This window comes from Stenotrophomonas sp. GD03777 (assembly GCF_029842485.1).
Lineage (GTDB): Bacteria > Pseudomonadota > Gammaproteobacteria > Xanthomonadales > Xanthomonadaceae > Stenotrophomonas > Stenotrophomonas sepilia.
This window is the reverse complement of the sequence record NZ_JAOCGL010000018.1, coordinates 1-21,429: the sequence shown is the minus strand read 5'-3', so window position 1 is coordinate 21,429 and position 21,429 is coordinate 1. Positions and strand designations below refer to the sequence as shown.

The following is a 21,429-nucleotide window of genomic DNA, read 5'->3' as shown; positions in this document are numbered from 1 at the left end:
ATGTCATCCGCTTCGGCGCAGCATCTCGGCGAAGTCCTCCAGCAATCCTATGGCATCACCGCGACCGCCGTGGTGCCACGCCCGGTTGGCGCCGATGCCAACGCCAGCGTGTATCGCATCGATGCACGGCGCGGGCAGTGGTGGTTGAAATGCCGCAGTTATCAGGTGGCCCCTGCCGTCTGGGACACCCTGCATTGGCTGCGCGGCACGCTGGGTATCGAGGAGATCGTTGCGCCCTGGCCGGCGTTGACCGGCGGGGCATCGGTGCAGCGCTGGGGCCTGCAGTTCACCCTGTTCCCGTATGTGGAAGGCCAGTCCGGTTTCGAGGCGGCATTGAGCCGCACGCAATGGCAACGGTTGGGCGAGGTGCTGCGGCGCCTGCACGAGGCGTGCCCGCCACCGGCGCTGCAGGAAGCGCTGCCAAGCATCCGGATGGAAACCGCGGCGCTTGATACCGTCGGGCAGTGGCTGGCCGGCGAAGGCCTGGCGGCTGCCAAGGATGGGCTGGGCCGTGCCTTCGTTTCCGTCTGGGACCAGCAGCACGCGCGCATCGCGGCGCTGCACGCGCAGGCACTGCAGCTGCACGCGGCGTTGCAGGATGTGCCGGTGCGGCTGCACCTGTGCCACACCGACCTTCATGCCGGCAATCTGCTGATGGGCAATGACGGCGGCCTGCACCTGATCGACTGGGATGGCCTGTCGCTGGCACCGCGCGAGCGCGACCTGATGTTCATCGGTGGCGCTGTCGGCGGGCGCTGGGGCCGCGAGAACCCGTTGGGATTCGAGGAAGGCTATGGCAGCGACCGCGGCGACCCTCGCTGGATCGCCTGGTACCGTCACTGGCGCATCCTGCAGGACCTGATCGAGTTCCAGCAGGTCCTGCTGGGCAGCGATGGAGAGGACCGGTCGCCGCAGCTGCGCCGGCAGTCGCTGCATTTCCTCAGCGAACAGTTCGCACCGGGCAATGTGTTCGACGCGGCCGAGCGGGTGTATCGCGCGCTGTAGATCCACGCCATGCGTGGATGAACCCTGCGCGCTCAGTCAACGGTGGAGGCGCGAAGAGCAGCCGAGCGTAGGCTCGGCTCTACAGAGGAGTGCAGCGTCATCCACGCGTGGCGCGGATTTACTCGGCGGGCTTCGCCGCTGATGAGGCGGCTGCGCTGGCGGCGCGGCGCGACAGCACGGCCTCGCGGTGGGCAATGTAGGCGTTGGCGGCGAGGATGATGCCGGCGCCGATGATCGTCCAGCGGTCCACGCTTTCGTTGAACAGCAGCCAGCCGAACAGCGTCACCAGCGGCAGCTGCAGGAAGCTGATCGGGGTCAGCGCCGAGACTTCACCCAGGCGCAGCGCCCGCGTCCACAACAGCTGGCCGATGGTGCCGAGCACGCCGGTGGCCAGCAGCCACAGCCAGGCCATGCCGCTCGGCCAGACCCAGACGAACAGCGCCGGAACCAGCGACAGCGGCACCCAGAACACGTAGGTGTAGAGCACCACGGTATCGGCGCTGTCGACGCGGGTGAGCTGCTTGATCTGGATCGCCACCAGCGAACTGAGCACCGCGGCGGCCACGGCGACCAGGCTGCCCGCGGTGAAGCCGGCGGTACCGGGTCGCACGATCACCAGCACACCGATGAAGCCGATCACGACCGCGGCCCAGCGGCGCACGCGCACGGTTTCACCCAGCCACAGCACGGCGGCAATCGTGACGAACAGTGGCGTGGAGTACGACAGCGACACCGCTTGCGCCAACGGCAGGTGGCCCAGCGCCCAGAACGCGCACAGCATCGAGCCCAGGCCGATCGCACTGCGCACGAAATAGCGCGGCAGCTGCCGCGTCTTCAGCGGAGCACGGCCCGGCCGCAGCAGCATCGGCAGCAACGCCAGCAGGCCGAAGGCATTGCGGAAGAACGCCACTTCCTGGGTTGGCACGTACCGGGTGGCGTAGCGGATCGCGACCGCCATCAGGCCGAATGCCATCGTGCTGCCAAGCATCAGCAGCGCCGCCCGCATCGGGGCGCTTGGGGAAAGGGCGGGGGTGTTCACCACTGTGCGCCGAGCAGGCGGGGCTCCGGTTCGATCGGCACGCCGAACTTCTCCAGCACCGAGGCCGAGATGCGGCGCGCCAGCGCCAGCAGCTCAGCACCGCTGGCATTGCCGTGGTTGACCAGTACCAGCGCGTGGCTGGGGGCCACGCCGGCATCGCCTTCGCGGAAGCCCTTCCAGCCGCAGGACTCGATCATCCATGCCGCCGAGACCTTGCGCTTGCCGTCCTGCTCGGCCGGGAACACCGGCAGGTCGGGGAAGTGCTGCAGCAGCACGTCGACCTGTTCCAGCGGCAGCACCGGGTTTTTGAAGAAGCTGCCGGCGTTGCCCAGTACATCCGGGTCGGGCAGCTTGCGGCGGCGGATCGCGATCACGGCATTGGCAACGTCCACTGCGCTCGGCAGCTCCACGCCCTGTGCCTGCAGTTCCTCGCGGATGCCGGCGTAGTCCATGCGCAGATCGTGCAGCAGTGGCAGCTTCAGTTCGATGGCGGTGATCAGGTAGCGATCCGGTTGCTGCTTGAACACGCTGTCGCGGTAGGCGAAGCCACACTGTTCGTTGTCCAGCCGTACCCAGGCCTGTTGCTGGCAGTCCCAGGCCTCGACGGCCTGGATGAACTCGCCGACCTGCGCGCCATAGGCGCCGATGTTCTGGATCGGCGCGGCACCGGCGGTGCCGGGAATCAGCGCCAGGTTCTCCAGCCCGGACAGGCCTTCCTGCAGCGACCACATCACCAGGCCATGCCACGGCACGCCGGCGCCGGCACGGATCACGGCATGGTCGGCGCGGTGTTCAAGGAAACTGATGTCACGGTTGCCGAACACCAGTACGGTGCCCGGCAGGTCCTCGGCGATCAGAACGTTGCTGCCGCTGCCCAGCACCAGCAGTGGGTCGCTGGCCACCTCGGGCAATGCCAGCACCTCCGGCAGCAGCGCGGCATCGTGCAGTTCCAGCAGCTGCGCGGCGCTGGCCTGCACGTGGAAGGTATTCAGCGCCTGCAGCGGCGCATTGCGGGTGAGCGTCCAGCGCAGCGGGGCGTTGCCGTCGATGGTATCCATGGGCGCGCTCACAGCGGGGCCACCGCGCCGCGGCTCGGCGCTTCGCGGCGGCGACGGATCGCCTCGACGCATTCGGAAACCAGCGCCGGTCCACGGAAGATCAGGCCGCTGTAGCACTGCACCAGTGCGGCACCGGCCGCCATCTTGGCTACTGCATCGGCGCCGGACAGGATGCCGCCGACGCCGACCAGCGGCACCGATTCGGGCAGGCGCGCGCGCAGGCGGCGCAGCACCAGCGTGGACTGCTCCAGCACCGGTGCACCGGACAGGCCGCCAGCCTCATTGGCCAGCGGATCGCCGGCCACCTTGCTGTGGTCGATGGTGGTGTTGGTGGCGATCACGCCGTCCACCTGCAGTTCGCCCAGCACGCGGGCGGCGGCGTCGATATCGCGTTCGCTGAGGTCCGGCGCCACCTTCACCAGCATCGGCACGCGTCGGCCGTGGCGGGCAGCAAGGTCTTCCTGGCGGTCGCGCAACTGGCTGACCAGCTGGCGCAGCGCGGTCTCTTCCTGCAGCTCACGCAGGCCGGCGGTGTTGGGCGAGGAGATGTTGACGGTGATGTAATCGGCCAGCGGGTACACCTTGTCCAGGCAGGCGATGTAATCGTCCACGGCCTGTTCGTTGGGTGTGTCTTTGTTCTTGCCGATGTTGATGCCGAGCAGGCCGCGGCGGTTGCGCGCGCGCTCGACGTTGCGCACCAGCGCATCCACGCCCGCATTGTTGAAGCCCATGCGGTTGATGATGGCGTTGTGTTCCGGCAGGCGGAACAGGCGCGGTTGCGGATTGCCGGCCTGCGGGCGCGGGGTGATGGTGCCGATTTCGACGAAGCCGAAGCCGAGCGCGAACAGTGCATCGATGTGCTCGCCGTTCTTGTCCAGGCCGGCGGCCAGGCCGACCGGATTGGGGAAGGTCAGCCCGAACACCGTGCTGGGCATCGGCGCGATGCGTGCGGCCAGCAGCGGCGTGGTGCCGGTGCGATAGGCCAGGTCCAGTGCGGACAGGCCGAGGCCGTGGGCGCGCTCGGCGTCGAGCGAGAACAGGAAGGGGCGGGCAAGCGAATACATGCGTCGGTTCAGTCCAGCGTGCCGAGGAAGGCTCGGGTTCGATATTCAAAAGCGACCTGGCCGTCCACCGCATGGGCGGCGAACAGGTCCTGCAAAGCGTCGATCATCGCCGCGTGGCGGGGATGACCGGATTGGGGTGCGTAGGAGGAGGACAGCAGGCGCCCGCGCAGGGCGTCGAACTCCAGATGCTGCACGTTCGACAGCTCTACCCTGCCGCGCAGGCCGGGGCCGAACCAGGCCTGCATGGTGGCATCGTCCTGGTAGCGCTCGGCCACAGCGGTGTAGTCGGTGCCATAGTCCAGCAGCAACTGTTCGTAGCCGATCAGGAACGGGCTGGCATCGAGCAGGCGCGAATTCCAGTAGATCAGTGCCTGGCCACCGGGGCGCAGGATGCGCTGCCACTCGGCGCGCACCGCCACGGTGTCGAACCAGTGAAAGGCCTGCGCGACGCTGACCAGATCGATGCTGGCATCGTCCAGTGTGGTGGCCTCGGCGCGGCCGTCCACCGCACGGAACTGCGGGTACTGCGGTGCCAGCCACTGTTCGGCGGCGGCGCGCATCGCAGCGTTGGGCTCGACCGCCACCAGCGGATGACCGCTGGCGAGAAACGGACGGCTGGAGATGCCGGTGCCGGCGCCGATGTCGGCGACACGGGCCTGGTGGCTGACGCCCATCGGGCCGTGCAGCCAGTCCAGCAGTGCGGGCGGGTAGTCGGGCCGGTAGCGGACGTAGTCGGCGACGCGGCTGCTGAAGCGTTCAGTGCTGTCGGAGGCGGTCATGGCGTCAGTTCGACACCGCCGCCAGCCATGCCAGGCCGCCGAAGAACAGGATGAAGACCAGGACGGCGGCAAGCACGGCGCCGACCATGACCCAGCCCAGCACCAGGCCGGTAACGGCCAGGCCGTCGCCTTCCAGTTCATGCGGGCGGCGGCGGATCTCGGCGCGGGCCATGTGGCCGGTGATGATGGCGACGATGCTGGCCACGAAGGGCAGGACGGTCCAGCTGGCGATGCCCATGACCAGGCTGACCACGGCCAGGGCGCTTGTCTGTCGGGGTGCCACGCTCATCGGGTCCTCCTTGGCAGTATGCACATGATAGTGCCTCTGCCCGGGCAATCCCATGGGCAGTGCCCTGTAGAGCCGAGCCCATGCTCGGCTGCCCCCTTGGGCTCATGCGGGATCGACCGCGTCTTGCGTGCAAGCCGAGCATGGGCTCGGCTCTACAAATTCAGCCCATCAACACCTGGCCGCCATCCACGTTGAGCACGCTGCCGGTAACCCAGCGCGCCAGTGGCGAGCACAGGAACAGGGCGGCGTCGGCGATCTCACGCGGGTGGCCAAAGCGACCGAACGGGATCTTCGCCAGGGTGCCGTGGTACAGCGCTGGATCCTCGATGCGGCGACGGTCCCAGAGCCCGTCATCGAACTCGATCGAGCCCGGTGCGATGGCGTTGACCCGGATCCGGTCCTTGGCCAGCGCCAGCGCCTGCGAGGTGGTGTAGTGCGAAAGCGCGGCCTTGGCAGCGGCGTAGGGCGCGCCACCGGGGCGCGGCTGCTGCGCGGCAATCGACGACAGATTGAGGATGCAGGCATCGCTGGATGCGCGCAGCCAGGGCAGGGCCAGGCGTGAGGCACGCACCGCCGCCATCAGGTCGATCTGCAGGCTCGCGGACCAGCCCTCCTCATTGTCGGCCATGCCGTAGCCGGTGGCATTGTTGACCAGCACATCGATGCCGCCGAAGGCATCGGCGGCGGCCTGCAGCCAGGCCTGGATCTGGCCGGGATCGGCCAGATCGGTGGAAAACGCATGCAATGGCGTGCCCTGCGCCTGTGCATCGGTGCGCAGGGCCTCCAGGCCGGCCTGGCCGCGCGCGCAGACCGAGACCTGCGCACCGGCACCCGCAAAGGCCAGTGCCATTTCACGACCAATGCCCTTGCTGCCGCCGGCAATGAGCACGCGGCGGCCGCTGAAATCGAGGATCGGAGCCCCTGCGGGGATCCGACCCTGGGCATGGCTCAGATCCCCGGAGGGGCTCTGACCCACAGACGTGTCTGCGTCGCTTGCCATCACAGGTCGAACTTGATGCCCTGCGCCAGCGGCAGCGAATCCGAATAGTTGATGGTGTTGGTCTGGCGGCGCATGTAGACCTTCCAGGCATCCGAACCGGACTCGCGGCCACCGCCGGTGTCCTTCTCGCCACCGAAGGCGCCGCCGATCTCCGCACCGGACGTGCCGATGTTGATGTTGGCGATGCCGCAGTCGCTGCCGGCGGCCGACAGGAACTTCTCGGCGGTCTTCAGGTTCTGGGTGAAGATCGAGGACGACAGGCCCTGGGGCACGCCGTTCTGCATGTCGATGGCTTCGTCGAGGGTGTCGTACGGCATCACGTACAGGATCGGTGCGAAGGTCTCGTGCTGGACCACCGCGTCGCTGTTCTTCAGGCCCGTGACGATTGCAGGCAGCACGAAGTTGCCGGCGCGGTCGATGCGGGTGCCGCCGGTCTCGATGGTGCCGCCGGCCGCCTTGGCCTGGGCAATGGCATCGAGGAACTGCTGCACGGCGCCTTCGCTGTTCAGCGGGCCCATCAGGTTGGCGGCATCGGTCGGATCGCCGATCTTGCCTTCCACCTGCTTGTAGGCCTTGACCAGGGTGGCCAGCACGTCGGCGTAGATCGAGCGGTGCACGATCAGGCGGCGGGTGGTGGTGCAACGCTGGCCGGCAGTGCCGACCGCACCGAACACGATGCCCGGCACGGCCAGCTTCAGGTCGGCGGTTTCGTCCAGGATGATCGCGTTGTTGCCGCCCAGTTCCAGCAGGCAGCGGCCGAGGCGGCGTGCGACCTTCTCGTTGACGGTGCGGCCGACCTGGGTCGAGCCGGTGAAGCTGATCAGCGGCACGCGGCGGTCATCGACCATCTTTTCCGACAGCGCGGTGCCGGCATCGTTGATCAGGAAGAAGATGTCCGGGAAGCCCGCTTCGCGCAGGGCATCGTTGCAGATCTTCAGCGAGGCGATGGCGGTCAGCGGCGTCTTGTTGGACGGCTTCCAGATGCACACGTCGCCACAGATCGCCGCCAGGAACGAGTTCCAGCTCCACACCGCGACCGGGAAGTTGAAGGCCGAGATGATGCCGACCAGGCCCAGCGGATGGTACTGCTCGTACATGCGGTGGCCGGGACGCTCGGAATGCATGGTGTAGCCGTACAGCATGCGGCTCTGGCCCACGGCGAAATCGGCGATGTCGATCATCTCCTGCACCTCGCCATCGCCTTCCGGCTTGCTCTTGCCCATTTCCAGGGCAACCAGCGAACCCAGGGCGTCCTTGTGCCTGCGCAGCGCTTCACCGCACAGGCGCACGGCTTCACCGCGGCGCGGCGCCGGCGTGGTACGCCAGACCTTGAAGGCTTCCTGGGCGCGGGCGACGACGGTCTCGTACTCGGCCTCGGTGGTGGCGCGGACCTGCGCGATCGGCTCGCCGGTGGTCGGGTTGACCGGGGTGATCAGCTCACCGCTGGTCGCGCTCGACCACTCCCCGTTGCCCAGGTACGTGCCAGCGTTGATCGCGTCCAGGCCAAGGGACTTGAGCAGCTCGGAAGACATGCAGACTCCTGTGTTTCGTTACGTTGTTTGGCGCCATCGCGGGCAGTGGGGGACGCGATGAACTGAATCGCCGATGGTAGCAGAGCGCCCCGACCGGCCATGGTGCAACGCGCCAGCGGAACCGGGCTGGACATGAATGCTTGGAGGGCAGGGCACGTTGGCTGTAAACTTCCCGGCTGCATGGCCCCGTAGCTCAGCTGGATAGAGCGTCCCCCTCCTAAGGGGAAGGTCGCCCGTTCGAATCGGGCCGGGGTCACCAGAATCAATGGCTTACGCGCATGTGTCCGTTGCCTGTTTGGCTTAGTTGGGTCAATTTGAGCCCAGAACTGGCACAGTTGGCACAGCTTGCATGTACTGCATCTCGGCGCACAGATTGCGCAGTGGGCCTGGCGAAGCCCCCTCCCAAGGTAGGGCTTCGCCGATCAGTTATCACCTTTTCGAGAAGAACTCTTCGAAGGTGTACTCCTTGTTACTGGCCGCGATCTTAAGTAGCGCCCTTTGCTCTTGTACAAACTGATTTTTCAGCCGAGCGGCCTTGCTATCGTTCGCTGGCACACGGGTACAGACGATCAGTCCTGCGATTGGTGCGACCTTCTTCTTGCAGCTTCTAAGTAGTTTCGCCGTCGCAATGATCTGCTCGCAAGCCCGAGCAACTTCTTTTCCTTTTAGCTCTACTATCACATCTCCCACGCCGGGTTTGCTGACAGCGTAGTCCGCGCTGCATTCATTCACCGCTACCCCGCCGTCCACTTTCACGACTGAGATTTTGCTTCGGCTTGGGTTGAGAAAAACGGCGCTTTTGCCGTGTTCTTCAACCTTGACCTTGGAAACATCTTTCACGCTTCGATATTTACTGCAGTCAGCATTCCTTTGCTTACCGTTCAATGGATAGCTCCAATTCCAGCATCTGGTCGAATTCCATTCCTGTCTCGGCTGATACGTCGTCAATGTAGTCAGCATTGATCAGGCCGTGGTCGTCTTTAATGTCAATCAGTTTGCGATTATGGATGGCGTAGGCCCTTACCCGGCTGGATGTCAGCCAGGTTGCCGGCGAAACGATCTTCGCCAGATCTCTTCTCCGTTCCGCCGTAATCTTTGAAGCTAGCTCGCCTGCCTTGATTAGATTATTAATTTTGGCCAGAACGTACGGGCTGTGCGTAGTGAGGATGGTCCTGATGCCCTGGGACTGCTTTGCAGATTTTGGGATCAAGATCATTTGCGCGAACATTTCAACAAGTGCGGTTTGAGCGCTAGGGAAGAGGTGGGCCTCCGGCTCTTCAATATAAAGAAGCTGGGGGTTGTGGCGGCTATATTGCAGTGCAAACTGCAGCGATGACAGGAGTGGCAGCAACTCTTGCTGCCCAGATGATAGTGCCGAAAAAGGTATGGATCGGCCATCAGGCGTCGCGAGGAATTGTTTCCCCTTTTCGTTGACTACTTCGCCGTCAATTAGTTTTTCTAGTGTTTTTAGAAGCGGTGGCTTGGGCTCACGCTCAAGAATTTGGTGTTCACGCAGTGAGGTTATAAATCGGCCGAATCGTGTTACTACTGGATCTAACATGCTCCGGTCTTCGAACGCAGTGACGATTTTGCCGATGCTTGTAAAGAATGAACGGCCGGCAGGAATATAGAGCTGAGACTCTCTCGCCACCTGCTCAAACGGCTTGTGAACGGCCTTGGAGAGTGCGTCGTAATTCTGCCAAGACATGCCTAATATCCTGGCTTCGTCTGAATCATCACTACGAAGATTTGAGAGCATTCTCAGCCCTCTGGACAAAGTGGCCTCTAGTGGCTCCGAGAAGGTGGCCTTAGCTCTCGAGCTCTGAGACTTGCTGCGCCCGCGGGAAATTTGAATCCAATGGTCGCCGACAGTAAAGCGGATGCTGAACGCTCTAGATCCCCAGCTCGAAGGCCGGAACCATTCGTCAAACTCTTCAGTTATCTTGTTACCTGCATCAGCCAAGCTGCTTGACTCTTGGAGGGTCTTGGGCAGGCTGACGACCGCCTGTTGGAAGAAGTACAGAAGTTTGCAAAGCACGCTCTTCCCGCTGGCCTGAGGGCCGATAATCACCGTCATGTCAGATATTTCCAACGAGGCGCTATCAATGCAGGAAAAGGACTTGACTTCGAGTTGTGCGGAATTTTTTGCCATCTTGGCCACGCTGTGCTGAATGCCCTCAGATTACAAAATGTATGGCTGAGTAGCTACAGGTGCTAGGTGCTAGTACCTAAGGCGGCCGACCGCTTTGTCGTCGCCCTCTGGAGTGAGATGTGCGTAGTACTTCTCCGTGGTGGCGTAGTCCGCATGCCCAGCTAAGATCTGCACCCTCCGGAGTGGAACACCTCCCATGACCATGTGGGCGCAAAATGTATGGCGCAAGCGGTGAAGATGCCCGCCCACGCCAGCTAGTTCCGAATCCTTCTTGAACCAGTCTGACACGGTGTCCTTGTGCACCGTCACAAGGGGATCAGGCAGGTGTCGTAGTGCCCACCTGGCATAACGGTTGAGGGGAACCTCCCGCCACTTGCCCGACTTCGTTCTGCCTTCGCCACTCTCGTCCGGGTCGCTCTCCACCAAGAGACGGCCGGCGACGACTGAGCTCTTCTCCAGACCGATGATCTCTCCCCGCCGCAGCCCGGTGTGGGCCATGAAGAGCCACAGCGGCGCCCGCCCAGGGTTTGCCCGATATAGCCGGCGCATTGCCGCCCGGTCATAGAACTTGACGGCCACGCTCCGCACGCCGCGAGGCGCTTTTACGGAGGCCAGCGGGTTCACGTCCAGCTCTTTCCATTCGACGCCGCGGTTGAACGCCGCCTTCAGCCGTCGAATCTTCATCCCCACTGTTTCCTTTGCCGCCTTGTCGTCCAGCAGCCTGGAGCGCTTGTACTGCTCCACTTCGACCGCTCGGATGCTATCAATTGGCCGGTGCCCGAAGCGCTCGATGAAGCGCTTCACCTCGCTCCTGGCTTTTGAGATTGTGGTCGGGTGCTCGGCTTCGTACCAGTCCAGATACCACTCCAGGTAGTCGCGGACCTTGGGCAGGCGCGCCAAGATCCGGACCCCATGAGTCAGTTCTGCTTCTTTCGCTGCTCGTACGCCCTTAGCTTCGCGTCGGCTGACGCGACCAATGGCGACACGGCTTCGCTTGCCGCCTTCCCGCCAGTTGAGGTACGCGGCGCCATCGCGCCAGAAGATTGTGACCTTGGCCAAGGACCGCGGCTACCGCGTCGGCCATGAATACCGATTGGAGATCAAGGCCTCGCGCAATGCGGCGTTCCACCGCCTGGCCCACGTCCTCGGGCACCTGCTGGTCGACAACGTCGAGGCGTTCCGCGACCTGGACGCGCATGCCGCGCTGGAGCAGGTGCAGCTGGAGTCGGGCATCTGCTGCGAGATGGTGGAAATGGACGCCAGCCCGGTAGTGAAGGCGCTGCTGGACGCCGCCGAAACAATGCTGGGCACGGGTGCACGCAAGGTGCTGTCGGGCGTGCTGCCGGAGATCCGGACCATTCCGGTCAAGGTGGCCCAGTCCCTGGCCTTCGATTTCATGGAGGAGGAGGACTTCGCCGCCTTCTTCAAGGGCATCACCGCCTGGATCGGCGACCACTACGCGCACGTCATGCTGGACGACGTGCGCGCGGACTACTGGCGAATGGTCAATGACCGACAGCAGGGGAGGGCAGCTTGATGAAGCCAGCTAGCCCCTCTGAGTTTAGGGAGCAGGAACACCTTGCTTTTGCAGTAGCTTTCCAAGGCAAATGCACCCGTCACCGGTCAGCAGCGTTTTGTTCACTCCCCCCGGAATCTCTTCAACATCTGCAAGCCCGAGTGCCATCAGATCAACAATATTTGGGGTGTGGTCCGGGGCCTGACCATCCCTTGCTCTTATCAGCGAATCCAACCACACCAGCTCCGTTTGATTCAACGCCATCTGCAACGTCCGTTTGTGTTGTAACGAGGTGCAGATCATGAAGTGCGGACGCTCATCCGGCAACAGGACCAAGGCCCAACAGGCCAGGTTCGACGCCATCAGGTACATCGGCCGTACCGCCTGCCGCCACACTTGCCTGATGCTCGACGACTTGCGCGCGGAGTTCTGGGAGATGGCTGGACAGAATAGGAGGGTTGCGTGACGAGCCTAGCTAGGCAGAGCACTTTCCGGATTTGCGGAGGGTGTCTTCGCGCGAATGCCGGCAAGGGCAAGCGACGCAAGTGTCTGCGCGCGCTCAAGGTGTGGGCTTGCATCTTCCGGCGCGGGGACGTCCACCGGTCCCAAATGCTCTTCGCCAACGACGAATGCCTCACCACCGCAATCGTGGTAGAAGACCTGGAAGTCCAAGAGCTGCTTGGCTCGGGACGCCGCAACGACGGCTGCTTGGAGATGTACGCCAAGCTCGCCGAGTTCATGCACATGCTTCAATCTCTTCTTGAGGCTTTCCGGAACGGCCAGAAGTTTCGCTATAGATTCAAGCTCTTCTTGGTCATCACTTTGGCTCAAGCGCCGACGGGTCCGTTCTATAGAGCCATTGAGCTCCTCGGTTGCATCGAGGAAACTCAATGCGTAGCTATCTTGCCGCAGCTTCCTCTCTCCGTCACGACGGGTTTCCTGAAGCCGATTTATGTACATCGGAATGCCGATGGCCGCGAGGATGGCCAGGATGGTGCCAATGGCCTGCACCCAAGCGGCAGCAGACGACCACCAGCTCAACGGCTGGCAGAGGATCTGAAAGGGGTAGCAGTAGAGCGAATCGGCCATAATTTTCTTCTCTCCTCAGTTGGGAGTGAAGCATGAGGCGCGGCCGCTCCACAGGCAAGAAGACCAAGGCTCGACCGGCCGGGCTCGACGCTATCAAGGACATCGGCCGAATTGCCTGTCGTCACACCAATTTGACGCTCGACGACGTGCGCGCCGAGTTCTGGAACGTGGCCGGGCAGAACAGGAGGGTGGCGTGATTTTGCTCAACCTACGAGCGCGGCGCCGGCACTTCTTCAATCAGTTGCCTGATGGCAACACGATAGACCTCAAACGCCGCCGCCTGGTTCTCAGTGATCACCCGCATCGCTTCGATCTTTGGCTGGGCTGTCCGAAAAAGCTCTACAAGGCCCAAGCAGTGAGATTGGGTCTCGACCTTCTTCAGCAGAAGCACGGCAGAAGGAACGTCGGCAGCCGGGTAGGAATCCAGCGTCTTCAGCTGAAGTTCGATGTCTCGAACAAGTCCAGTGGCAAAGTTCATATCGACGTTTCTCGTCGAGAGCATCTTTGCGAGTGCTTCGGCTGGGAAGAGGGAATTTCCGAGAAGAGTTACAAGCAGATCGGTACGTCTGGATCGCTCTGCATCTGCGATCTTTCGAGGAACCTCGACTGCGGCATATCCAACTGCAAGTGCAACCGCCGCCTGCGTCCAGGCGGGCCACTCGACGCCGCCGATCCACCTGCGCAGCCCCTCACTGTCCGTGATGAGTCCCATCACCACTACGCCTGCAATGAAGGTCAGTACGGACACGATTGCCCAGTCGCGGTCTGTGCGGCCTTGATTCATAGGTTCCCTCCTGTGTTGGCGCAGATTCTACCGCTAGGGGTAGCCGAGTGAGGACCAAGAACTCTGGGGCTTTCACCCCGGCTGAGAAGCGCCACGTGGGCGCCGTGAAGCTGCTGCCGTGCAGCGTCTGCAGCCGGTCAGGGCCGAGCGACGCCCACCACATTAATCAGGGCCAGCACTTCACGACCGTGGCCCTGTGCAAGGACTGCCACCACGGCAGTTTCAACGGCATCCACGGGCAGAAGCGCATGTGGCTCGTCATGAAGATGGACGAGCTGGCTGCCTTGAACGTCACCCTTTGCCGGCTGCAGTAGAAGGAGGTCGCGCGATGATCCATCTCACCCTCCCGCAGCCAAGCTGTGAAGGCACGAATGGTGGTGGAGAATTACGGGGGGAGGCCTCACTGTTCGCCAGTATCGATACGAGCTGGGGAAAGCCATAGACTGGTTCAGGGGCCGCGCCGCGGCCTGACATTGGGAGGGGGCATGTCGAAGGATGTTCAAGTCGGGTCAGAGCAGCCCGCGCCAAATTTGGAGCCAACCGGGCCGTGGAAAAGGTTCTGGCGGTTGGTAACTGAGCCGTGGACTCTTATCTTGCTGTTGGCCTCAATAGCGCTGTTCGCAATAGGGCAGCAGAAGCTTGAGCCCAGCGTGACGGCCCTGATTCAAATTCTTCTGGCGGTATCGTCCGGCGTGCTTGGAGCCAGGGTGACCAACCTGCTGGAGACAGCCTCTGGCAAGAGCATTCTCGAAGCGCGCGGAAAAGTAGCGGTTCGGGGTTTGAAGCTGATGTTGGTGCAGACTGCCGCATTCCAGCGGCGCATCCAGCGGTTCATCGATAATCGCGATCACATCGAGACAAACCCAGATGTAACTATCAGGAACTATGAGGAGGCCGTCGAGTTCTGTAGGCGTATCCAGGAAGAGGCAGGAAGCGCAATGGAGACGTGGGGAGATGTCGTTCCAACTGCGGATTTGAGCTCGCTTATCGGGCGGATCACCGAAGCTGATGATCAACGTGACAATCTCGAGCGATTGCTGGAGCAGGCCAAAGTCGATCTCAGAGACGCTGCAGGGAACGCAGAGGATGCTGCGAGGCTACGAAATCTGGTGGGCGTTCTCGAGGAGCAGGTGGCAAAGTCTGAGGGACGGGTGCGCACCCTATTGGGGCGCTTGGAGGAAGTACAGAGCACGCTTGGGCACGTTAGTTCCTTGACGCGGCCAGTCCAGAATCTCGGTTTCCCTTCCTCAGGACCACAACCTGATAGCAGTTTCGCAAGCCACAGGAATGCACTGGTCGAAGTACTGCGCCGAACTAAGGATTCGAAGGACGTTGACAAGTGACGTAACTAATTGTTTAAACTGTTTCATCGTCAAGATTTGTACCTGAAGCCCCGGCCCTGCGCTGGGACTTCTGCGTTTCCGGGACCCGGAACACCGATCAACCACCGCGCCGAAACCCCCTCCGCTCGCCGTGAGGCGATTGGGGCTGGCGTCAGCGCAGGCGGGCGGTCTGCGCACGGCCCTTGGAGGCCGGACACCGCGCTGGTGCAGCAGGGCGACAAGCTGGGCGTGATCTCCACCGCGGTGGACGTTCAACCCGGCAAGGACGACCGGCTGCTGCTGGGCGGCCAGCTGTATCACCTCATCGACCTGCAGCCGCTCTCCCCAGGCGGCCAGATCCTCCTCTATGAGTTCCACACCCGACGCCGATGTCCGACATTCTGGGGTTCGGCCTGGTCGGTGGCATCGTTGCCAAGAACCTGCCGGAGCAATTCAGGCCCCCGTCCTTCGCAGACCTGATGAATCGGGCGGCATCCAGGCTTGGGAACCCCAATGGGCTGCCAACGAACATTGAGGAGATCGGCGCGCCGAATGGCGACGTTGTAGACCCAAACGACGCCAAGAAGGCCTCGGATCAGTGGAACCGCCGGCTGGAGATGTACGACAAGCAGTTGAAGATCCGCCCATGCAGTTCATCGCTGAACCGGAAGTGGGTGGTGCCGGGATTGTCGTAGACGCAGATCGGGGTGCCCACCGCCGTGCACACCGATTCGAAGAGCGTGTAGACCTCGTGCTCCTTCAATGGCTGGTAGGACACGGGTGCCAGCAGCAGGCCGGCTGCACCCGCGTCCTCGGCGTCCCGGGCCAACGCCAGCACATCGCGGGTGCGCAGCGCACCGATGCCGACGATGACCGGGACATCGCCCGAATGGGCCAACGCTTCGTGCAGCACGCGCATGCGCTCGGCCTTTTCCAGGTAGGCGTAGCTGCCGGTGGAGCCGAGCATGCCCATCGACTCCACGCCAGCGGCCGCGAGACGCTCGACCAGCCCGGCGAAGGCGTGCAGGTCGATGCCCGATTCGGTCACCGGCGTAAGACGCTGGGGCCGTGGATCATGCCGGATCCCGAGGGCAGAAGGAAAAGAGGGGTTGTCAGGTGTGGCGGCGGTGGACGATCGGCATTGCTTACTGCCCTGGGACAAAATTCAAGCGCTGGCGTGCAACGTGATTCGGCCACCGGGATCGCGCAACATGGCGGCCATCCTTCCTTGCGAGCACGCCATGAGCGAGTACCTTCACCCCGTGCAGCCCCCGCACTACGCCGTCATTGGCGCGTGGCTGGATTCGGCCAGCGCAACCCGGCGCTGGGCCGGTCCCGGCGTGGCGTATCCGCTCGTGCCGGACGCATTCGCGCGGGCACTGCAACTGCAGCAGCGCCCGGGTTGGGTGCTGCTGGATGCGCATGGCCACTGCCTTGGTTTCGGCCAGTACTGGCCAACGACCTCTGGCACGCTGCACCTGGGCCGCATCATCGTTTCGCCGCGGGCACGCGGGCTTGGACTGGGACGTGTACTGATGCAGGCGCTGATGGCGCAGGCGTTGCAGTCGGCCGGGGCGGAGCGGCTGACCCTGCGTGTCTATCGTGACAACATCGTGGCGGTGACCCTGTATCGCGACCTGGGCTTTCAGCCGATCGAAGATGCTTCGACGCCGGAACTGCTGTTCATGCAGCACCGTGCCGGCTGAGTGGTGATCACGCGCGCAGCACGGAAGCCTGTTGCGCCTGCCATTGATCGCGGGTGATGCAGCTGATGTGTTCGGTGTGGTAGTCGCCGAGGAAGCTGTTGAACTTGTTCACTTCGGTATGGTGATGCTGGAAGCCGCATTTGCTCTGTGCGTTCAGTGATTGCAGGTTGTCGGCGAAGTAGCCGCACCACAGTGCGTCTAGGCGCAGGTCGAGGAAGGCGTGCCGCATCACTTCGCGCACTGCTTCGGGTACCAGGCCGCGCCTCCAGTACGGCACGCCGATCCAGTAGGCGATCTCGCCTTCGCGCTCGCCGATCTCGAAGTTGCTGTCGGCACCGATCAGGATGCCGACGTAGCCGATGGCGCGGCCATCTTCGCGGCTCTGCAGGGCATAGACCTCCGGCCGGTTGAAGACCGTGCGGATGACGTCGGTACTTTCCTCTACGCTGGTCCGGCCATCCGGCGCGGGTCGCGTGCGTACTCGTACAGGTCGGCGGCGTCGGTGTCGCGCCAGGGGCGCAGGATCAGGCGTTCGGTGTGCAGGGACATGGTCATTCAAGGCAGGGAGAGAGCGCACAGGCTAGGCCGCGCCGGGCGAAGGGCACAGGGCGGGACCTTGATGGTTTCGGTACTTTTCGCAACTGCCTCGTTGGCGCAGGTATGCTGTGCTCCGGAATGCAGCCGGATCCGCCCTTGGACCGCATACCCCAGCTTCTGGATCAGGACGAATCGATGCGCTTGGAGGTCAGTACGCTGGCCGAGGGGCAGGGCATTCCGCTGTCGTTCGGGCACGCGTATCTGGCGGTTCTGGTGTGCGTGTCCGGGCGTGCGCGCTTCGCACTGAACTTTCGTGAGGTGGCGGTGCAGCGGCACGACGTGCTGGTGCTGGCCGAGGACACGCTGGCGCTGCTGCGGAAGCGATCGCATGGCTTCCTGGCGGTGGTCTGCCTGATGCCGAAGGCGCTGGCGTCGGAGGTGGCCTACGTACTGCCCAACGCGCTGTTCAAGTTCCTGCATGAGCATCCCCATTGCGTGCCGTCGCCGCTGGAGGTGCCGCTCCTGCAGGGCTGGCTGGCTGCAGCAGCTGATGGACGCGCAGCACACTGGGGGCCGCTATCGGCACGTGATGCTGCGCAATCTGCTGCAGACCTTTTTCCTGAAGTTCGCCACGCTGTTGCCGGCACAGAAGGGGGCCGCAGCGCCGGTCAGCCGGCGCGAGCGCCTGGCTTGGGATCTCTGGGAACTGGTCGGCCAGCGCAGTACCCGCCAGCGCGACGTGCAGTCTTATGCCGATGCGTTGTGCATCACGCCGTTCTATCTTTCGCAGCTGACCCGCGAGTGCTTCGGTGAAACACCCAAGGCGTTGATCGACCGCCAGGTGGTGCTGGAGATCAAGGCGCTGCTGAGCTACAGCGAGCTGCCGATCGGGCGCATCGCCGAGCGATTGTGCTTCGAGGATGCGTCCTACCTGTGCCGCTACTTCCGGCGGCACACCGGGAAGTCGCTGACCGGCTACCGCCGTGCGGGGCAGGGCGGCGCTAGCGGGATGCGAACAGCGGTGCTGGCACTTCGGACAGCAGATCCTCGGTAACCCCGCCGAGCACGCGTTCGACCACGCAGTCGCGGCGGTAGGGCCCCAGCACCCGCAGATCGGCTTCGCCAGACCTGGCGAAAGATCAATCCTGCTTGAGCAGCTCGACCAGCTGGCGCAGGCGATAGGGCTTGGGCAGGAACTCCACCTGCTCCGGAAGCGGCGGCAGCTGCGAACGCGCATAGCCGGAGGACAGGATCATGCGTGCATGCGGCTGCTCACGCGCGACGTGCTCGCTGAGTTCGATGCCGGACATGCCATTGGGCATGCTGACATCGCTGAACACCACGTCGAAGCGTGCGTCGCCCTTCAGCAACGCAGCGGCTTCATGCCCGTCGGCGGTGGTGGACACCTCGATGCCGAAATCGCGCAGGGCCATGCCGATCATCTCGCGCAGATCGTTCTGGTCCTCCACCATCAGTACGCGGATCGGGTCATCGGTCATGGGTAAATTCCTCGGTTGCGGGTAGCAGCAGGCTGACCGTGGTGCCGACACCGGGCGTGGTGGACACATCGACGAAGCCGCCGCTCTGGGTAGTGAATCCGAACACCTGGCTCAGGCCCAGGCCGCTGCCCTTGCCGATGTCCTTGGTGGTGAAGAAGGGCTCGCTGGCCCGCTCGGCGATGTCGGCGGCCATGCCGTGGCCTTCGTCGCAGACGCTGAGGGTGACATAGCCGCGTTGCAGCGTGGTGTCCGCATCCGGGTCGAGGCGATGTTCCAACGCGGTGCCGATCAGGATGCGGCCGCCATCGGCGGTGGCCTCCACGGCATTGGCCACCAGGTTCGCCAGGGCGGTCTGGAGCTGCATCGCATCGGTGCTCACCTGCGGCAGGCCCGGGGTGAGATGGGCATCCAGTACCACCGTGGGCGGGCAGGCGCGTTGCAGGTCCGGCAGCCACTGCCGTACCAGCGCATTGATGTCCACCGATTCCCGGATCAGGGTCTGGCCGGTGCTGAAGGCCAGCAGCTGGCGGGTCAGCAGCGCGCCGCGGTCGGTGGCTGCCTGCGCGGCATCCAGCAGCTCGGCTGCGCGTGCATCGTCACTGCTGACACGCAGCGACAGCAGGTCCAGGGCGTTGCCGATGGTGGTCAGCAGGTTGTTGAACTCATGTGAGAGGCCGCGGCTGAGCCGGCCAACCGTCTCGAACTGCTGGGTATTGCGCAGCGCACGCTGGGCATCGCGCAGCAGCCGCTGCGCTTGCCACTGCTCGGTGATGTCACGGGTGATCTTGACGAAGCCGAGCAGTTCGCCGGCTTCCACGACCGGTTCGATGACCACGCTGGCGCGGAACGACGAGCCATCGCGGCGAACGCGCCAGCCCTCACTGGCGACATGCCCCTGCTGCGCTGCGACGCGAAGCAGGCGCTGGGGTTCGCCGGCCTCGCGGTCGGCGGCCAGGTAGAAGCGGCTGAAGTGCGTTCCCACCACTTCATCGGCTGAATAGCCTTTGATACGTTCGGCGCCCGGGTTCCAGCTGCACACGATGCCTTCAGGATCAAGCAGGTACAGCGCATGGTCGCGCACGCTGTCGATCAGCAGTCGCAGTTGTCGGGAAGGGTCCGTCAGCACGGACGTCGTAGAGGCGGCTGCGTCCACGTGTAAATAAGTGTTACCCCTGTGAGGGACGTGAAGCTAGGCACTCAAGTGTGAAGGACGCGTGCACACCTGACACGTGCCATTTGTCCTGTGCGGCTGAATGCGACACGGAGTACCATCTTCCACCCTTTGCCTTCTGGAACCGACCTGCATGCGTCCTGGTGCGACTACGCGTGACCGCTGGATCTGGATGACGTCCGCCGTGCTGCTGGCCGCGACCATCGCGTTGGAACTGGTCGTTCCGCTCGGCTACGCGGTATGGCTGGCCTACTTCCTCGCGGTCGGCGTGACGGTATTCCAGCGCAGTGCACGCGCGCCGTTCGTGGTCGCGGTGATCGCCTGTGTCCTGCTGGTGATCGGCTTCAACGTTGCGCCAGCCAGCAACAATTCGTCGTTCTCGCTTGTCAACCGTACCGTCGGTGGCTGCGCCTTCCTGATGATCGCACTGATCGTCTCGCGCGCGATCCAGGCCCGGCGCCAGGCGATGCGCGCGCTCTGGCTGCAGGAGGCCGAGAACGCCGTGGCGATGAGCCTGCGCGGTGACCTCGGGCCGGAGCAGATCGCCGAGGCGGCAGCAGCAAGCCTGGCCGGGCAGCTGGATGCAGAGGTCGGTGCGGTCTATCGCCTGGACGGCGGCCGGCTGCAGCTGACCGGTGGCGTGGCGCTGCCCACTGGGACGCCGGCCTCCCTGGCCCTGCACGAAGGACTGGCCGGGCAGGTTGCGCGGGACGAACGCATCCGCCACCTGCACGGCGAAGACGCTGCCGTGCTCGAACTGCAGACCAGCCTGGGCCGGCTGCCGGTGCGCGAGCGCATCCTGGCGCCAATCAGCAGCGATGGTACGGTGGTCGGTGTCATCGAGCTGGGCCGCGGGCGGGCGGGTGAACAGCGTGATCTGGATCGCGAGCTGCTTGAGCGCTGCGCCGACACCATCGGCATGGCACTGCGCGCATCGCTGCTGCGTGCGCAGCTGGTGGTGCTGCTGGAAGAGTCGCAGCGCCAGGGCGAGGAGCTGCAGGCCCAGCAGGAAGAGCTGCGCGTGGCCAACGAGGAACTGGAAGAGCAGAGCCGCAGCCTGTTGCAGTCGCAGAGCCACCTGGAAGAACAGCAGGCTGAGCTGGAACAGAGCAACGTGCAGCTGGAAGAGCGCACCCACGAGCTGGAGGCGCAGAAGCAGGCACTGCTGGTTGCGCAGAGCCAGCTGGTGCGCAACAGCAACGAGCTGGCGGCGACCTCGCGCTACAAGTCCGAATTCCTGGCCAACATGTCGCATGAGCTGCGCACGCCGCTGAACAGCTCGCTGATCCTGGCCAAGCTGCTGGCGGACAACAAGGACGGCACGCTGACCGAGGAACAGGTGAAGTACGCGCGTGCGATCCTGTCGTCCAACAACGACCTGCTGGCGCTGATCAACGACATCCTCGACCTGTCGCGCATCGAGGCCGGTCATGTCGAACTGTCCGATGAAGTGGTGGTGGTCGAGAGCGCGCTGCAGCGGCTGCGCGAGACGTTCGAGCCGATGGCGCGGCAGAAGGGCCTGACCCTGCAGATCGAAGCCGACGCCCTGGCACCAACCCAGATGGTGGTTGACAGCCAGCGGCTGCAGCAGATCCTGAAGAACCTGCTGGCCAACGCGGTGAAGTTCACCGAGCATGGCAAGGTCAGCCTGCACGTGCGTGCCGGCGGCAACGGCCGCATCCGGTTCGAGGTCTGTGACACCGGCATCGGCATTGCCCGCGAGCAGCTGGATGTCATCTTCGAAGCGTTCCGCCAGGCCGATGGCAGCACCCGCCGTCGCTACGGCGGCACCGGCCTGGGCCTGTCGATCTCGCGCGATCTGGCCGAGCGCATGGGCGGCGGCATCCAGGTCGACAGTGAGCCCGGGCGCGGCAGCTGCTTCATCCT

24 protein-coding genes, 1 tRNA gene and 2 pseudogenes are annotated in these 21,429 nt (G+C 63.9%); 10 read left to right on the top strand and 17 right to left on the bottom strand.

The genetic code is table 11. From position 1 onward, the window contains the following. Positions 1-1,005: an aminoglycoside phosphotransferase family protein gene (locus N5E02_RS06570; protein WP_005416294.1), complete on the top strand. Its 1,005-nt coding sequence runs from the start codon at positions 1-3 to the stop codon at positions 1,003-1,005. 118 nt (positions 1,006-1,123) lie between these two features. On the opposite strand, the gene N5E02_RS06565 is transcribed toward N5E02_RS06570, so the two are convergent. From N5E02_RS06565 to N5E02_RS06535, 7 genes are all read right to left on the bottom strand, one after another. Next, on the bottom strand, positions 1,124-2,011 hold the full coding sequence (locus tag N5E02_RS06565; protein WP_065185121.1) for a DMT family transporter: 888 nt from the start codon (positions 2,009-2,011) through the stop codon (positions 1,124-1,126). Positions 2,012-2,040: 29 nt separating this feature from the next. After that, positions 2,041-3,102 (bottom strand): UDP-N-acetylmuramate dehydrogenase, encoded by a 1,062-nt coding sequence (gene murB, locus N5E02_RS06560; RefSeq protein ID WP_065177504.1) that lies wholly within the window; start codon positions 3,100-3,102, stop codon positions 2,041-2,043. An 8-nt stretch (positions 3,103-3,110) separates the two neighbouring features. After that, positions 3,111-4,166 carry a quinone-dependent dihydroorotate dehydrogenase gene (locus N5E02_RS06555; RefSeq protein WP_061477858.1) on the bottom strand — a complete coding sequence of 352 codons (1,056 nt, stop codon included), beginning with the start codon at positions 4,164-4,166 and terminating at the stop codon, positions 3,111-3,113. Between the two features lie 8 nt (positions 4,167-4,174). Next, positions 4,175-4,945, bottom strand: coding sequence for a class I SAM-dependent methyltransferase (locus N5E02_RS06550; RefSeq protein ID WP_065177505.1), 771 nt, complete (start codon positions 4,943-4,945; stop codon positions 4,175-4,177). Between the two features lie 4 nt (positions 4,946-4,949). After that, on the bottom strand, positions 4,950-5,234 hold the full coding sequence (locus N5E02_RS06545; RefSeq protein WP_005416299.1) for a DUF4190 domain-containing protein: 285 nt from the start codon (positions 5,232-5,234) through the stop codon (positions 4,950-4,952). A gap of 160 nt (positions 5,235-5,394) precedes the next feature. Further along, on the bottom strand, positions 5,395-6,234 hold the full coding sequence (locus tag N5E02_RS06540) for an SDR family NAD(P)-dependent oxidoreductase (protein WP_032954130.1): 840 nt from the start codon (positions 6,232-6,234) through the stop codon (positions 5,395-5,397). Then, positions 6,234-7,766 (bottom strand): aldehyde dehydrogenase family protein, encoded by a 1,533-nt coding sequence (locus tag N5E02_RS06535; protein ID WP_005416301.1) that lies wholly within the window; start codon positions 7,764-7,766, stop codon positions 6,234-6,236. The genes N5E02_RS06540 and N5E02_RS06535 overlap by 1 nt, the downstream gene beginning before the upstream one ends. Before the next feature lie 182 nt (positions 7,767-7,948). Between N5E02_RS06535 and N5E02_RS06530 the strand changes: the two genes are divergently transcribed. Further along, a tRNA-Arg gene (locus tag N5E02_RS06530) sits at positions 7,949-8,025 on the top strand. Between the two features lie 170 nt (positions 8,026-8,195). On the opposite strand, the gene N5E02_RS06525 is transcribed toward N5E02_RS06530, so the two are convergent. The 3 genes from N5E02_RS06525 to N5E02_RS06515 all read right to left on the bottom strand — a co-directional run bounded on the left by N5E02_RS06525 (position 8,196) and on the right by N5E02_RS06515 (position 10,977). Then, positions 8,196-8,606, bottom strand: a complete 411-nt coding sequence (locus N5E02_RS06525; RefSeq protein WP_242891497.1) for a hypothetical protein — start codon at positions 8,604-8,606, stop codon at positions 8,196-8,198. A 34-nt stretch (positions 8,607-8,640) separates the two neighbouring features. After that, positions 8,641-9,918, bottom strand: a complete 1,278-nt coding sequence (locus tag N5E02_RS06520; protein WP_242891605.1) for an ATP-binding protein — start codon at positions 9,916-9,918, stop codon at positions 8,641-8,643. Between the two features lie 69 nt (positions 9,919-9,987). Then, the gene (locus N5E02_RS06515) at positions 9,988-10,977 is read right to left on the bottom strand and encodes a tyrosine-type recombinase/integrase (RefSeq protein WP_279946091.1); all 990 of its coding nucleotides are present in this window, start codon (positions 10,975-10,977) and stop codon (positions 9,988-9,990) included. On the opposite strand from N5E02_RS06515, the gene N5E02_RS06510 reads away from it, so the two are divergent. After that, positions 10,970-11,455 (top strand): hypothetical protein, encoded by a 486-nt coding sequence (locus N5E02_RS06510; RefSeq protein WP_242891502.1) that lies wholly within the window; start codon positions 10,970-10,972, stop codon positions 11,453-11,455. The two genes, N5E02_RS06515 and N5E02_RS06510, sit on opposite strands and share 8 nt — an antisense overlap. A gap of 24 nt (positions 11,456-11,479) precedes the next feature. Here the strand turns inward: N5E02_RS06510 and N5E02_RS06505 are convergent, their stop codons facing one another. Beyond that, positions 11,480-11,806, bottom strand: coding sequence for a hypothetical protein (locus tag N5E02_RS06505; protein ID WP_242891504.1), 327 nt, complete (start codon positions 11,804-11,806; stop codon positions 11,480-11,482). A 99-nt stretch (positions 11,807-11,905) separates the two neighbouring features. After that, complete coding sequence (locus N5E02_RS06500) at positions 11,906-12,523, bottom strand: hypothetical protein (protein ID WP_242891506.1); 618 nt, start codon at positions 12,521-12,523, stop codon at positions 11,906-11,908. Positions 12,524-12,555: 32 nt separating this feature from the next. Here N5E02_RS06500 and N5E02_RS06495 point away from each other — a divergent pair, with 32 nt between their 5' ends. Then, positions 12,556-12,720 carry a hypothetical protein gene (locus tag N5E02_RS06495; protein ID WP_242891508.1) on the top strand — a complete coding sequence of 55 codons (165 nt, stop codon included), beginning with the start codon at positions 12,556-12,558 and terminating at the stop codon, positions 12,718-12,720. Between the two features lie 11 nt (positions 12,721-12,731). Here N5E02_RS06495 and N5E02_RS06490 read toward each other — a convergent pair whose 3' ends face one another. Next, positions 12,732-13,307 (bottom strand): hypothetical protein, encoded by a 576-nt coding sequence (locus tag N5E02_RS06490; protein ID WP_242891510.1) that lies wholly within the window; start codon positions 13,305-13,307, stop codon positions 12,732-12,734. Between the two features lie 104 nt (positions 13,308-13,411). Between N5E02_RS06490 and N5E02_RS06485 the strand changes: the two genes are divergently transcribed. From N5E02_RS06485 to N5E02_RS06475, 3 genes are all read left to right on the top strand, one after another. Further along, the gene (locus tag N5E02_RS06485; RefSeq protein WP_242891512.1) at positions 13,412-13,621 is read left to right on the top strand and encodes a hypothetical protein; all 210 of its coding nucleotides are present in this window, start codon (positions 13,412-13,414) and stop codon (positions 13,619-13,621) included. Between the two features lie 171 nt (positions 13,622-13,792). Continuing rightward, the gene (locus tag N5E02_RS06480; protein ID WP_242891514.1) at positions 13,793-14,650 is read left to right on the top strand and encodes a hypothetical protein; all 858 of its coding nucleotides are present in this window, start codon (positions 13,793-13,795) and stop codon (positions 14,648-14,650) included. Between the two features lie 204 nt (positions 14,651-14,854). Beyond that, the gene (locus N5E02_RS06475; protein WP_242891516.1) at positions 14,855-15,109 is read left to right on the top strand and encodes a hypothetical protein; all 255 of its coding nucleotides are present in this window, start codon (positions 14,855-14,857) and stop codon (positions 15,107-15,109) included. 115 nt (positions 15,110-15,224) lie between these two features. On the opposite strand, the gene N5E02_RS06470 is transcribed toward N5E02_RS06475, so the two are convergent. After that, positions 15,225-15,677, bottom strand: coding sequence for a dihydrodipicolinate synthase family protein (locus N5E02_RS06470; RefSeq protein WP_242891518.1), 453 nt, complete (start codon positions 15,675-15,677; stop codon positions 15,225-15,227). A 193-nt stretch (positions 15,678-15,870) separates the two neighbouring features. Between N5E02_RS06470 and N5E02_RS06465 the strand changes: the two genes are divergently transcribed. Next, positions 15,871-16,335 (top strand): GNAT family N-acetyltransferase, encoded by a 465-nt coding sequence (locus tag N5E02_RS06465; protein WP_279946099.1) that lies wholly within the window; start codon positions 15,871-15,873, stop codon positions 16,333-16,335. A gap of 7 nt (positions 16,336-16,342) precedes the next feature. On the opposite strand, the pseudogene N5E02_RS06460 reads toward N5E02_RS06465, so the two are convergent. Next, a pseudogene (locus N5E02_RS06460) lies at positions 16,343-16,884 on the bottom strand (GNAT family N-acetyltransferase). Positions 16,885-17,028: 144 nt separating this feature from the next. Here N5E02_RS06460 and N5E02_RS20925 point away from each other — a divergent pair. Beyond that, positions 17,029-17,926, top strand: a pseudogene (locus N5E02_RS20925) (helix-turn-helix domain-containing protein). Between the two features lie 85 nt (positions 17,927-18,011). Here N5E02_RS20925 and N5E02_RS06450 read toward each other — a convergent pair. Both N5E02_RS06450 and N5E02_RS06445 read right to left on the bottom strand, forming a co-directional pair. Beyond that, positions 18,012-18,371 carry a response regulator gene (locus N5E02_RS06450; RefSeq protein WP_049413819.1) on the bottom strand — a complete coding sequence of 120 codons (360 nt, stop codon included), beginning with the start codon at positions 18,369-18,371 and terminating at the stop codon, positions 18,012-18,014. After that, on the bottom strand, positions 18,361-19,497 hold the full coding sequence (locus N5E02_RS06445) for a PAS domain-containing sensor histidine kinase (protein ID WP_061477849.1): 1,137 nt from the start codon (positions 19,495-19,497) through the stop codon (positions 18,361-18,363). The genes N5E02_RS06450 and N5E02_RS06445 overlap by 11 nt, the downstream gene beginning before the upstream one ends. A 178-nt stretch (positions 19,498-19,675) precedes the next feature. Here N5E02_RS06445 and N5E02_RS06440 point away from each other — a divergent pair. After that, on the top strand, positions 19,676-21,429 hold a 1,754-nt coding region (locus N5E02_RS06440; RefSeq protein WP_279946089.1), incomplete at its 3' end, for an ATP-binding protein.